We start from the raw sequence: 13,007 nt of genomic DNA, 5'->3' as shown, positions 1-13,007 counted from the left end.
ATCCGTCCGCCAGCGCAGCAAGCTTGCCAGCCGGCGGACCTTGACCAGGATCAGGCGTTGGTCTGCACGGCGGCGGCGTCTTTCGAGAGCTTCTTCACTTTCCCTGCGCGCGACGGCGGACGGCACAGGCTGCACACAAAGTTCGCGTGCGGCTCATACGCGTGCGTGACAAACTGTCCGCCGCAACACGTGCACCGGGACAGCTGCAGCATGTTGCTCTCGAAGAACCGTACTAACGTCCAGGCCCGCGTGAAACTTAAGACAATTTCACCGCCGAGCAGCGAAACGTGCTCGAGGTACAGGCGGTACGCCGCCACCACCGCGCGGATGCCCACGGTCTCGCCTTCCTGCACCATGAACTGGTAGGCAGAGAAGAACAGAGACGAGTGGATATTCGGCAGCCAGGTGGTGAACCAGTCCGTCGAGAAGGGGAGCATGCCCTTGGGGGGCGAGACGCCGCGCAGCTCCTTGTACAGGCGGATCAGCCGGTCACGCGACAGCGTGGTCTCGGCCTCAAGCACCTGCAGGCGCGCACCCAGGCCGATCAGCTCGATCGCGAGCTGGGTCTGGTTGGCATCCTGGAGCACGCTCTTGCGGCTGGGAACGGAGGTGGCCGTATAACTCCGGGTAGGCTCGGCCTGCAGGAGCGCGGTCAATTGAGCGACTCCACAGGCTGACGCGCAAGCAGGATCGCGGCGTGGATCTGCTGCATGTCATGGCTCTTGGCCGTGTGGGTGAGAGTAGACAGAAGCGCATGGTCGTCGAAGCGGAACCTGCACAGCACCATGTTGGATGCCGCCAGCTTGACGAGTTGCGCTGAGGTCAGCTTGGCAAGGATATCCGCAATTTCCTTGCTGACCCCGAGCCGGAACATGGCTTCGACCTGGTTTTCGCGCACGAGTCGTTGCGCGAGCAGCAGATAGGCGAGGTTAACCTCCCTGATCTCCTGGAGAACTTCACTGCTTTCCAATTTATCCCCGCTACCAAAAACCCACCGTAGCCGCTTGTCCGGCGCTTACCGTTGCCCTTGGGGGCACGGCGACCAGATCGTTTGTATGCGGCCGGGCGGGTACAACGTACGACTAAGGAACTACGCCCGTGTCTAACTGTAATCAACTCCGTTACAAGTGTTACAGAGTGTAAGCAAGACTGTTACGTTTATATCGGCAATCGCCCCGCAATGCCAATCCCTACTTACGCGGGGGGGAACCAAATGTCGCATGAAACATACATTGGCGCCGCACATTTTGTAACAAGTCACACGCTTGACGTTTGATTTGACTCAAGGCAGTTCAGCAAACGTCATACGCATCAAACGCGCTGCCATGCGCGTCGGTAGCCTGCTGGATTCCTCTATTGACGAAGGCCGCGCGGAGTGTATCGCCGCTGCATGGTGTTCGTAATACTGTCCAGAATTTCGGCGTCGCATTGCATCGATGCGGCGGTACCCGTCTCACTGTCCGAACAGGCGGCGCAGCCATGCCGCCAGGCGCGCGAACACATCGTCGGGCGCTTCGCGGAACAGCGCGGGGCGCACGCGCTCCACTTGCTCCAGCACGCGCGAGGCTTCTTCGGGCTGCACCGATCCGTACTCCAGCGCCAGCCCCAGCATGCCGCGCAACTCGCCCACGCGCGCGCGGCCGGCGGCCTCGTTGTCTTCGGTCTGCAGCGCGTACATCAGGTCATAGGCGCGCTGCCGCAGGCTTTCGGCCAGGCGCCATGCCGGCGTGCGCATGCGCTCTTCCAGCGCGCGCAGGTCTTCCGCCGACGCCGCCACCTGGGTGGCCAGCGCTTCGGTATAGGCGCTGTCGGCGCCGCACTCGGCCAGCACCTGCGCGGCCCATTCGCGCGCATGCGCCAGGCGCTGTTCGCCGCTCCAGCCAGGCTGCACCGCCAGGCCGAAGCCGAAGCGCTGCGCGTCGCGCATCAGCGCCGCGAGCGCATTGGGCAGCTGCTTGTCGAACACGCGACGGGCCCAGCCGTACTCACCCCCGGACAGCAGCCGCGAGACCGCGCGCTCGGTCAGCGGGCCGTCATGCTGCAGCAGCCGTGCGCGCAGGAAGTCATTGAACTCGGGCGGCAGGAACTCGCGGTCCAGCCCGGTCGAGACCCCGATGAACTGGTCGAATTCCTTGCGCAGCCTGGCCGCGTCTTCTTGCGGCAGGGCCAGGGTGATATCGGTCGTCATGGCAACACTCAGAACGCGCTCCAGTCGCCGTTGTCGGCGGCGGCAAGCGCCGGGCGCGGCGTCACGGCGGCGGCGCGCGGTGCCGGCTTTGCCGGCGCCGGTTCGGCCGCGTCGCGCGCGGCTTCATCGCCGGTGGCAGCTTCTGCCTTGGCCATGGGCAGCTTGGCCGCACGCTTGGCAGTGGCGATGGCACGCGCTGCCCCCGCGGCGCGCTGGGTCTTCGCGGGCACCGTCGCGGCCGCCGGCAATACCTCGAAGCGATCCGCGCGCTCGTCTTCCGCGGCCAGACGGAACGTCGCCACCGCGGACTGCAGGCGGCTGGCCTGTTCTTCCAGCGCGCCCGCGGCGGCGGCGGCTTCTTCGACCAGCGCCGCGTTCTGCTGCGTGACCTCGTCCATCTGCGCCACGGCCTGGTTCACCTGCTCGATGCCCGAGCTCTGTTCGGCCGATGCCGCGCTGATCTCGCCCATGATGTCGGTCACGCGCTTGACCGCCTGCACGATCTCATCCATGGTCTTGCCGGCCTGGCCGACCAGCGCCGAGCCGTTGTCGACGCGCTCGACCGTATCGCCGATCAGCCCCTTGATCTCCTTGGCCGCGTTGGCGCTGCGCTGCGCCAGGCTGCGCACCTCGCCCGCCACCACCGCGAAGCCGCGGCCCTGCTCGCCCGCGCGCGCGGCTTCCACCGCCGCGTTCAGCGCCAGGATGTTGGTCTGGAACGCAATGCCCTCGATCACGCCGATGATGTCGACGATCTTCTTCGACGCATCGTTGATCTCGTCCATGGTCTGCACCACGCGGCCCACCACTTCGCCGCCGCGCAATGCCGTGTCCGAAGCGTTGGCCGCCAGCCCGCTGGCCTGGCGCGCGTTGTCCGCGTTCTGGCGCACCGTGCTGGTCAGCTCTTCCATGCTCGACGCGGTCTGCTCCAGCGACGCCGCCTGCTGCTCGGTGCGCTGCGACAAATCGTTGTTGCCCGCGGCAATCTCGCGCGAGGCGCTGCCGATCGATTCGGCCGAGGCCTTGAAATCCCGCACCATGCGCGACAGCTGCTGCTGCATCTGCTGCATCGCGTAGACCAGGCTGCTCTTGTCGCCGGCGCGCGTGGTCACCGGCGACGAGAAATCGCCCTCGGCAATGCGCGCGGCGATGGCCGCGGCATAGCCCGGCTCGCCGCCCAGCTGGCGCGACAGCGCGCGCGCCAGCAGCACGCCCAGCAGCACCGACAGCGCCAGCCCGCCCAGCACCAGGCCCAGCATCCACAGGCGCGTGGCGTCGTAGACGCTGCGCGCTTCTTCCATGTTGTTGCGGGCGCGGTCGTCGCGGCGCTTGACCATCTGCAGCATCACCGCTTCCAGCGCGTGGCTGTCCTTGAGCAGGTCAGCGCTTTCGGAGAACACCTGGCTTTCGAACTGCGAGGTATCCAGCGGCTGCTTGCTGACCAGCTCGACATACTTCTCCATGCGCGCGCGGAATGCCGGCGACAGGTCCTGGTACTGCTTGACCAGCGCCTTGCCCTCCGGCTTCTCGAAGGCGCCCGCCACCTGGCGGATGCGCTCGTCCATCGCGGCCAGCGATTTGCCGATCTGCTCCTTCTCGATCGAGCGCTCGCCCATGGTCGATGCCGACAGCAGCGCAATCTGCGAGCGGCTGGCGTAGACCAGGTTGATGTTGGCGTCCTGCACCGCCTTCAGCGCGCGCAGGTCGTCGTGGTAGATCTTGCCGGTCCAGTCCGCCATGCGTCCCATGTTGACGACGCCCAGCAGCCCCATCACGGCGCCGATCACGGCAACGACCAGGAATCCGGCAACCAGCCTGGTCGTGACGCGCAATTGATTGAACCAATGCATAGCAACTCCCCCTTGTAACTGAAGCCTCGGGCACGGCCTGCCGCACCCTGTGTACGCTGGCAGCCGCGGTACCGCGGCTGCCTTCACTTCGATCCAAACCGTGCCAGTACCGACCCAGCCCTCAGGCCGGTGCCAGCACCGCATCGCCGCGCGCAGCCGCGGGCTGGCGCTGCGGCCGCACCTCTGCCTGCATGCTGACGCGGAAGGTGGCGACGGCATCGCGCAGCCGCAGCGCCTGCTCTTCGAGCGCGCCCGCCGCGGCGGCGGCTTCTTCGACCAGTGCCGCGTTCTGCTGCGTGCCCTCGTCCATCTGCGCCACCGCCTGGTTCACCTGCTCGATGCCCGAGCTCTGTTCGGCCGATGCCGCGCTGATCTCGCCCATGATGTCGGTCACGCGCTTGACCGCCTGCACGATCTCATCCATGGTCTTGCCGGCCTGGCCCACCAGCGCCGAGCCGTTGTCGACGCGCTCGACCGTATCGCCGATCAGTCCCTTGATCTCCTTGGCCGCATTGGCGCTGCGCTGCGCCAGGCTGCGCACCTCGCCCGCCACCACCGCGAAGCCGCGGCCCTGCTCGCCCGCGCGCGCGGCTTCCACCGCCGCGTTCAGCGCCAGGATATTGGTCTGGAACGCAATGCCCTCGATCACGCCGATGATGTCGACGATCTTCTTCGACGCATCGTTGATCTCGTCCATGGTCTGCACCACGCGGCCCACCACTTCGCCGCCGCGCAATGCGGTATCCGAAGCATTTGCCGCCAGCCCGCTGGCCTGGCGCGCGTTGTCCGCGTTCTGGCGCACCGTGCTGGTCAGCTCTTCCATGCTCGACGCGGTCTGCTCCAGCGACGCCGCCTGCTGCTCGGTGCGCTGCGACAAATCGTTGTTGCCCGCGGCCACCTGGCGCGTCGCGGTCGAGATGCTGGCCATGCCTTCCTGGATCTCATGCACCACCGACAGCAGGCTGCGCTGCATGGTCTGCATCGCCTGCGCCAGCGCGCCGATCTCGTCGGTGCTGCGGTGCTCGAAGCGCGTGGTCAGGTCGCCCGCGCCCATGCGCAGCGCGAAGTCCAGCATGTCGCGCACCGGCCGGTTCACGCGCGCCAGCAGCATGGTGCCGGCGGCGAACGACGATGCCAGCGCCAGCGCAAAGCCGCCCCACAGCCACGGGCGCAACGCGGCAGTGCCGGCGCCGCCCAGCGCTTCCACCGCGACCAGCGCGGCCAGGAACCACACCAGGCCGCCGGCCTGCGCCCACAGGATGCGGCGCTTCAGGTTCAGCCGCAGCAGCCCCTGCACCAGGCCGCGCACGCCGGTGCGCACCACCGCGCCGTGGCGGATCGCCAAGCCGTCGGCACGGCCGGCGCGAAAGCGCGCATAGGCGGCGCCCGCGGCCTGCACCTGCTCGCGCGTCGCCATCGAGCGCACCGAGGTGTAGCCCACCACGCGGCCATCGACGCGCGTGGGCGTCACGGTCGCGTTGACCCAGTAGAAGTCGCCGTCCTTGCGGCGGTTCTTGACCACGCCCATCCAGGTGCGGCCGGCCTGCAGGTCTTGCCACAGGTCGGCAAACGCCTCGGGCGGCATGTCGGGGTGGCGCACCAGGTTGTGCGGCGCGCCCAGCAATTCTTCCGCCGTAAAGCCGCTGGCCTCGATAAAGGTGCGGTTGGCAAAGGTGATACGGCCCTTGAGGTCGGTGCGCGAGATCAGGTAGTCGGCGGGAGACAGCTGGTACTCGCGCTGCGTGACGGGTTGGTTGTTTCGCATCAATGTCAGTACTGCGTGCCGGTGGCGCGCCGCATGGGTCCATGCGGCCGCACCGCGGGGCGGGTTCGGTCCGGCGGGCGGGTTGCGCCTGCCGGACGGCGGGGGGCGCTGCGGCAGGATCAGGACACCGCTTCCAGCGCGGCGAGTTCTTCGGTGTCGAGCAGCTTCTCGATATCGACCAGGATCAGCATGCGTTGCTCGACCGAGCCCAGCCCGCGGATGTAGTCGGTGGCCAGTTCGCCGGAAAAGTGCGGCGTGGGCTTGATCTGCGCGGGGCTCAGCGTGAGCACGTCGGAGACGCCGTCGACCACGATGCCGGTGGTGCGTTCGTTGAGGTCGACGATGATGACGACTGTGTACTGGTCGTAGCTGACGTTGGGCTGGCGGAACTTGATGCGCAGGTCGATGATCGGCACGATGATGCCGCGCAGGTTGATCACGCCCTTGATGTAGTCGGGCGCATTGGCGATCTGGGTGACCGACTCGTAGCCGCGGATCTCCTGCACCTTCAGGATATCGACGCCGTATTCCTCGCGGCCCAGGGTAAAGGCCAGGAATTCCTCGCCCGCGCCGTCTGCCTTGTCGATGTGCTGCATCGTCTAGCCCCCCAAATTTGGCTCATGCTGGTTTCTCTGGCGCCGCAGCGGCCGGGCCGCTGGCTGCGCCGGGGCGTGACTTCGCCCACCAGTGTTTACGGCAGGATCCGGGGTGACTGAAGGGCGACGCCGGCGCTTTCCTTACCCTTCCGACGTAGGGGGTGCGGCGTCCAGCAGCGCGGCGACGGCCTGCATCAGCCCGTCCGGGTCGAACGGCTTGGGCAGGAAGCCCGATGCGCCGGCGGCGCGGGCCTGTTCGCGGATGCTGCCGTCCTGCTCGGTGGTCAGCATCAGGATGGGCAGGCGCGCATAGCGCTCGGTCGCGCGCAGGCTGCGGATCAGCGTGAGGCCGTCCATGCCGGGCATGACCTGGTCGGTGACCAGCATGCCGAAGTTGCCCGCGAGCGCCAGCGCATGCGCCTGGTCGCCGTCCGCGGCCTCGGTCACGTCAAACCCTCCGGTGCGCAGGCAGGCGCCGATCATGCGGCGTAGCGAGGGAGAATCGTCGACGACGAGGATGCTGGGCAAAGACATGGGCGCCTCCGGAGGTGCAGGAACGGGGTGGGTCCGCCAGGAAGATCGATGGCACGGGCAACGCAGCCGGCGACGGACGGGCCGGCGCAGGGCTGGCACAACGCGCCGCCAGCCTGCCACACCGGTTATCGGCGGCGTTGCGGCCGGGCTTTAGCCATCACAACGCTTCAGGCCGCGGACTGCGCGCGCAGGGCCTCGCTGAAGCCGGTGGCGTCCAGCGGCAGCGACAGCAGGTAGCCCTGCACCTCGTCGCAGCCCATCTCGTTGAGGATTTCCAGCTGCGAGGCCGACTCCACGCCTTCGGCCACCACCTTCATGCGCAGCTCGTGCGCCAGCGCCACCATCGAGCCGACGATGGCGCGGCCCTGCGCATCGGTATCGAGCCCGCCGATCAGCGTGCGGTCGATCTTGAGCGTGCCCACGCGCAGCCGCTTGAGATAGCCCAGGCTCGAATAACCGCTGCCGAAATCGTCCAGCGCCACCTGGATGCCGAGCGACTGCAGCTCGGCCAGCGTTTCCAGCGACTTGCCGATGTCCTTCATCGCCGCGGTCTCGGTGATCTCCAGCGTGATCGCCGACGGCGGGATGTCGTGCTGGTGGATCTGCTCGAGCAGGTACTGCGGGAAGTTGCGGCTGGCAAAGCGCAGCCCCGAGACATTGATCGCCACCGGCACGGTCGGCACGCCGGCGTCGCGCCACTGGCGTACCTGGCGGCACACGCTGGTCAGCACCCAGTCGTCGAGCTTGTCGATCTGGCCCGACTGCTCGGCCACGGCGATGAACTCGGCGGGGCTGACCTGGCCCAGCGCGGGATGGCGCCAGCGGCACAGCGCCTCGGCGCCGACCACGGTGCGGCGGCGCGCGTCGTACTTGGGCTGGAACTGCAGCGACAGCGTGTCGTCCTGGATCGCCACCCACAGGTCGCGCCGGATCACGCGGGTGCGGCGCGCGCGTTCGCCGGCGGCGCTGTTGAACAGGCGCACCTGGTTCGAGCCGCTCTGGCGGGCTTCGGCCAGGCTGACGCGGGCCGCCTGCATCAACGCTTCGGAAGTCTGCGCGTCGCGCGGGTAGATGGCGATGCCGATATTCACGCCGATCTGCATCTGCAGCCCGCGTGCGGCGATGAACTCCGCCAGCGAGCCCAGCATGCGCGAGCCCAGTTCCTGCGCGCGGCCATGGTGGACCAGCTCGGGCACGCCCACGGCAAATTCGTCGCGCGCCAGCCGCGCCAGGAAGTCGTGCGGCTCCAGCACGGCCTGCGCCAGCGCGCCGGCGTCCTGCGCCAGGATATCGTCGGCGCGGACCTCGAAGACTTCGTCGACCTCGCGGTAATCGGCGATATGGATCAGCAAGACGGCGCATCCCGTCTCGGCCAGCCGGGCCTGGCTGATGGCCTGGTCCAGCCAGCGGCCGAACGCGACGCGATCGGGCATCACCGTCGCCACGCTGTATTCGCCGACGGTCTCCTGCCCGCGTGCACCGGTGCGCACGGTCAGGCGGCCCGGGCGCCCGGGGATGCGCGCGCCGCGCCGCGCCAGCCGCGGCTCCGCGCCGCGGTACAGGCCGGGCAGGTCATCGGCCAGTTCATCGGCCAGCGCGGATTCGGCGCGCACCGGCGCCGGCAGCCAGCCGCGCGACTGGGCCCGGTGCACCGCGAACAGCAGCGCGCACAGCGCGGTCAGCCCGCCCGCCAGCCAGGCCGGGTGCGGCAGGCCGGCAGCGTCGAGGCAATCGCGCGCGCTTACGTGGCCGGCGCCGCAGGAGCGGCCCAGGTGCGTGCCGGCGGCCGCCACCAGCCCGGCCCCGGCCACCACCGCCATCAGCGCCGCGCCGCGCCACAGGCGCGCGCCCTGGCGCAGCCACTGCACCAGCAGCTTGACCGCCGTGGTGGCCGCCGCCGCGGCGGCAAAGCTGGCCGCCATCTGCGCCGTGTCGTTGACCGCCGGCACGCTGCCCGACAGGCCCACCACCAGCACCGGCATGCCGATGCTCAGCTGCGACAGCAACGCCGCCGACCAGGTCAGCACGCGCAGCGACCGGCTGCCGGCCGGCTGGTCCGCGCGCCCGGCGCGAACGCCAAGGGCGGCGGCTACGCCCAGCAGGGCAGCCAGCAGCAACAGGACGGAACTCAGGGCAATCATTGGGCTGCGCGATGATGAAGAAAATGCGCGAAGACGGTCAGGACGCGGGGAAAACCCCGCATCATGTCATCTTGCAGTCGCCGTGTGAACAAGACAATGACTCGAACGCAGGGTTAGAACGCGCTCCAGTCGTCATCGCCGCCGGCCGCGGCCAATGCCGGCCGCGCTGCGGGCTTCGTTGCAGGCCGGGCTGCCGGACTGCGCGCCGGCTTGATGGCCGGCGCCGCTGCGGCCGGCCGCGCCGTGGCGGGTGCTGCGCGGCTTGCACCAGCGGCGGTGAGCGTGGCATTTGCCACGGTCCTTGCCCCCGTGCTTGTCGGCGCGCTTGCCGCCATCGCCGGTGCCGCTGCGGCGCCGACCGTGAACACCGAGACCACGTTCTTCAGCTTCTGCGCCTGCTCTTCCAGCGCGCCGGCAGCCGCGGCAGCTTCTTCCACCAGCGCCGCGTTCTGCTGCGTCACCTGGTCCATCTGCGTCACCGCCTGGCTGACCTGCTCGATGCCGCTGGTCTGCTCCTGCGACGCCGCGCCGATCTCGTTCATGATGTCCGTGACCCGGCGCACCGCCTGCACGATCTCGCCCATGGTCTGGCCGGCCTCGGCCACCAGCCGGGTGCCACTCTCCACGCGCTGGCCCGATTCGCTGATCAGCGCCTCGATCTCCTTGGCGGCGGAGGCCGAGCGCTGCGCCAGGCTGCGCACCTCGCCCGCCACCACGGCAAAGCCGCGTCCCTGCTCGCCGGCGCGGGCGGCTTCCACCGCGGCATTGAGCGCCAGGATGTTGGTCTGGAAGGCAATGCCCTCGATCACGCTGATGATCTCGACCACCTTGCGCGAGGCACCGTTGATCTCGTTCATGGTGTCGACCACGCGGCCCACCACCTCGCCGCCCTTGAGCGCGATCTGCGAGGCCTCGCCCGCCAGCACGCCGGCCTGGCGCGCATTGTCGGCGTTCTGGCGCACCACCGTGGTCAGCTCTTCCATGCTCGCGGCGGTCTGTTCCAGCGACGAGGCCTGTTCCTCGGTGCGCTGCGACAGGTCCAGGTTGCCGGTGGAAATCTGCTGCGTGGCCGACGCCATCGAATCCGCGCCGGTGCGCACTTCGGCGACGATGCCCGACAGGCTCGACTGCATCGCGGCCAGCGCCTGCATCATGCGCCCGATCTCGTTCTTCGAGATGCTGGTGATGCGCGCGGTCAGGTCGCCGCGGGCGATGCGCTCGAACACGGCCAGCGCCTCCTGCACCGGCGCGACGATGGCGCGGTTCAGCGTGACCGTGCACAGCGCGGCCACGGCCAGGCCCAGCACGATCATGACGATCGACAGCATGCGGATGCTCGCAAAGCTTGCCTGCGCCGCACCGAAATTGGCCTCGCCCGCCGCCATCTGGAACTTCTGCAGCTTTTCATGCGCGCTCGACATGCTGCGTTGCAGGTCGGGCAGCACCTTCTTCGCCAGCCGCACGGCTTCGTCCTGGTTGCCGGCCAGCGACGCCGCCTGCAGCGGCAGCACGCCCTGCTCCATGAAGGCCTGGCGCTGCTTGCCCAGTTCCGCCGCCAGGGCCTTTTCGTCGGCATTCTGCGGCAGGCTCATATAGCGTTTCCAGGCCGCGTCCGACGCCTCCACGAACACGCGGGAACGATCCACGTTGACCTTGGGGTCGTCCTGCTCGCCCTGCATCACGTTGCGGTCCAGCGCCAGGCGCATGCGCGTGGTGGCCAGCATCGCATCGCTGAGCGCGACGGTGGAGCCAAGCTGGTTGGCATAGGTTTCCCTGAGCGCGTCATTGCTCTGCGAGATGCCGTACAGGCCGGCGCCGCCGACCAGCAACAGCAGCAGCGACAGCATTCCCATGGCGCCCCGTAGCAGGGTCTTGATCTGAATATTGTTGTGGAAGGACATGATGAAATAAGACTCAGGCAATCTGCGGGACACACCCCTTGCCCCGGTCCGGCAGGATCGTTACCGCGTTGACCCGCCCTGCCCGGATAACGGCGCGCCCCCCTCATCCTTGAGTCGCGGCCCCGGCCACCGCGGTTATGGGATTCGGCCATAAACGCCATGTCGGATATCAGCCACGTGGATTCCCGGCGCTGGCGGCAACGGCGGGAATCCTGGCGGCGGTGCTGTCCGTAAAAGCCGGCCGATAATACGGACCGGTATCCGCGGCCGGCGCCAAACCGGTCTGGTTGCCTTCGAATACCGTTGCCATTTCCCGTGCGCTTGCCCATCGCGGTGCCCGCGACGCAGAAAAATCCGCCGCGACCCGAGCTGACACTGAAAGTTCACACAATTATCAGGCTCAAGAATTTTCGCAAAAACCGCTCCGGATAACGCGACCAGGATTTGCAGCACGCAGCAGGCCCGTTATAATTGTTTTCAGCATTTTCCCGCCCACCCAGCGCACCCCAGCGCAATTCAATCACCGGAAACCGAGGACGCAATGGCGACGTATCAGGAAATCGTTCAGAAAATCAGTGAGCTGCAGAAGCAGGCCGAGGAAATCAAGGCGCGCGAACAATCCACGGTGATCGCGGATATTCGCGAGAAAATCGAGCAATATGGCCTGACCGCCGAAGACCTGGGTTTTGGCGCGAAGGCCCCGGCCGGCAAGAAGGCGGCCAACCGCAAGGTGCCGGTGCGTTATCGCGACAGCGCCGGCAATACCTGGACCGGCCGCGGCAAGCGCCCGGGCTGGCTGACCCAGGCCCTGGCCCAGGGCAAATCGGTCGAGGACTTCCTGATCCGCTGAAACGCGCGATCCGGCAGACGGCAAAACGCCACGGAAGGTATCCGTGGCGTTTTTGTTTGTGGCGTCCCGAAGGCGCTGGCGGGCGCTCAGGCGTCGAAGCCGTGCGGGTTCATCGACTGCCAGCGCCACGAGTCCTGGCACATGCGGTCCAGGTCATGCTGCGCGCGCCAGCCCAGCAGCTGGTGGGCCAGCGCCGGGTCGGCGTAGCAGGCGGCAATATCGCCGGGGCGCCGGTCCACGATCTGGTACGGCACCGGCTTGCCGCTGGCGCGCTGGTAGGCCTGCACCACCTCCAGCACGCTGTAGCCGCGCCCGGTGCCCAGGTTCACGGTCATGCCGCGGCCCTGCTGGCGCAGATAATTGAGCGCGGCCAGGTGGCCGTCGGCCAGGTCGCAGACGTGGATATAGTCGCGCACGCCGGTGCCGTCCACGGTGGGGTAATCGCCGCCGAATACCATCAGCTGGTCGCGGCGCCCGCCCGCCACCTGCGCCACATAAGGCATCAGGTTGTTGGGAATGCCGCGCGGATCTTCGCCGATCAGGCCGCTTTCATGCGCGCCGACCGGATTGAAATAACGCAGGTAGGCAATGCGCCATGCGGGATCAGATTTTTCCAGGTCGCGCAGGATTTGCTCGCCCATCAGCTTGGTCTGGCCATAGGGATTGGTCGCCGACAGCGGGAAATCCTCCAGGATCGGCACGGCGTGGGGATTGCCATAAACCGTGGCCGAGGAACTGAACACCAGCTGTTTCACCCCGGCCGCGCCCATGGCGGCACAGACCGTCAGCAGGCCATCGAGGTTGTTGCTGTAATAGGCCAGCGGCTGGCTGACCGATTCGCCCACTGCCTTGAGCGCGGCAAAATGAATCACCGCGCTGATGCGGTGTTCGGCAAAGAGCCGGTCCAGCAGCGCGCGGTCGCGCACGTCGCCCTGCACAAAATGCGGCGCCTGGCCGGTAATGGTGGCAAGCCGGTCGATCACGGCCGGGCTGCTGTTGCACAGATTATCCAGGCCGATCACGTGGTAGCCGGCATTGAGCAGCGCGACCCAGGTATGCGAGGCGATATAGCCGGTGGCACCGGTCAGCAGCAGGGTTTCAGGCATTGGCAGTGGCATCGGAGAATTCGGTTCAGCAGTTTGCGAAGGGCCGGCCGGCGCATCATGTGCGCGGTAAATAACC

The 13,007-nt window shown here is 67.8% G+C and carries 11 protein-coding genes; 1 reads left to right on the top strand and 10 read right to left on the bottom strand.

Annotation, left to right across the window (positions count from 1 at the left end; translation table 11 throughout):
- Positions 1-50 precede the first annotated feature (50 nt).
- From flhC to CBM2594_RS16245, 9 genes are all read right to left on the bottom strand, one after another.
- Positions 51-656: a flagellar transcriptional regulator FlhC gene (gene flhC, locus CBM2594_RS16285; protein ID WP_011616430.1), complete on the bottom strand. Its 606-nt coding sequence runs from the start codon at positions 654-656 to the stop codon at positions 51-53.
- Complete coding sequence (flhD, locus tag CBM2594_RS16280) at positions 653-970, bottom strand: flagellar transcriptional regulator FlhD (protein ID WP_010812713.1); 318 nt, start codon at positions 968-970, stop codon at positions 653-655. The genes flhC and flhD overlap by 4 nt, the downstream gene beginning before the upstream one ends.
- A 483-nt stretch (positions 971-1,453) precedes the next feature.
- Complete coding sequence (locus tag CBM2594_RS16275; protein ID WP_116357880.1) at positions 1,454-2,188, bottom strand: DUF4088 family protein; 735 nt, start codon at positions 2,186-2,188, stop codon at positions 1,454-1,456.
- 8 nt (positions 2,189-2,196) lie between these two features.
- Positions 2,197-4,038 carry a methyl-accepting chemotaxis protein gene (locus tag CBM2594_RS16270; protein ID WP_116357879.1) on the bottom strand — a complete coding sequence of 614 codons (1,842 nt, stop codon included), beginning with the start codon at positions 4,036-4,038 and terminating at the stop codon, positions 2,197-2,199.
- A 121-nt stretch (positions 4,039-4,159) separates the two neighbouring features.
- Positions 4,160-5,803: a methyl-accepting chemotaxis protein gene (locus CBM2594_RS16265; RefSeq protein ID WP_116357878.1), complete on the bottom strand. Its 1,644-nt coding sequence runs from the start codon at positions 5,801-5,803 to the stop codon at positions 4,160-4,162.
- A 119-nt stretch (positions 5,804-5,922) separates the two neighbouring features.
- Complete coding sequence (locus tag CBM2594_RS16260) at positions 5,923-6,399, bottom strand: chemotaxis protein CheW (protein ID WP_116357877.1); 477 nt, start codon at positions 6,397-6,399, stop codon at positions 5,923-5,925.
- Between the two features lie 141 nt (positions 6,400-6,540).
- Entirely contained in the window at positions 6,541-6,933 is a 393-nt protein-coding gene (locus CBM2594_RS16255) for a response regulator (RefSeq protein ID WP_116357876.1), read from the bottom strand.
- A gap of 167 nt (positions 6,934-7,100) precedes the next feature.
- Positions 7,101-9,074 carry a putative bifunctional diguanylate cyclase/phosphodiesterase gene (locus tag CBM2594_RS16250; RefSeq protein WP_116357875.1) on the bottom strand — a complete coding sequence of 658 codons (1,974 nt, stop codon included), beginning with the start codon at positions 9,072-9,074 and terminating at the stop codon, positions 7,101-7,103.
- A 113-nt stretch (positions 9,075-9,187) separates the two neighbouring features.
- Positions 9,188-10,975, bottom strand: a complete 1,788-nt coding sequence (locus CBM2594_RS16245) for a methyl-accepting chemotaxis protein (protein WP_116357874.1) — start codon at positions 10,973-10,975, stop codon at positions 9,188-9,190.
- 541 nt (positions 10,976-11,516) lie between these two features.
- On the opposite strand from CBM2594_RS16245, the gene CBM2594_RS16240 reads away from it, so the two are divergent.
- On the top strand, positions 11,517-11,825 hold the full coding sequence (locus tag CBM2594_RS16240; protein ID WP_115699493.1) for an H-NS histone family protein: 309 nt from the start codon (positions 11,517-11,519) through the stop codon (positions 11,823-11,825).
- Between the two features lie 86 nt (positions 11,826-11,911).
- On the opposite strand, the gene galE is transcribed toward CBM2594_RS16240, so the two are convergent.
- A complete protein-coding gene (gene galE, locus CBM2594_RS16235; protein WP_116357873.1) occupies positions 11,912-12,931 on the bottom strand; it encodes a UDP-glucose 4-epimerase GalE in 1,020 nt (339 codons plus the stop codon).
- Positions 12,932-13,007: the final 76 nt, after the last annotated feature.

Origin of the sequence: Cupriavidus taiwanensis (assembly GCF_900249755.1) — a bacterium.
Lineage (GTDB): Bacteria > Pseudomonadota > Gammaproteobacteria > Burkholderiales > Burkholderiaceae > Cupriavidus > Cupriavidus taiwanensis_D.
The sequence above is the reverse complement of the archived record's forward strand: the minus strand, read 5'-3'. Positions and strand labels throughout refer to the sequence as shown.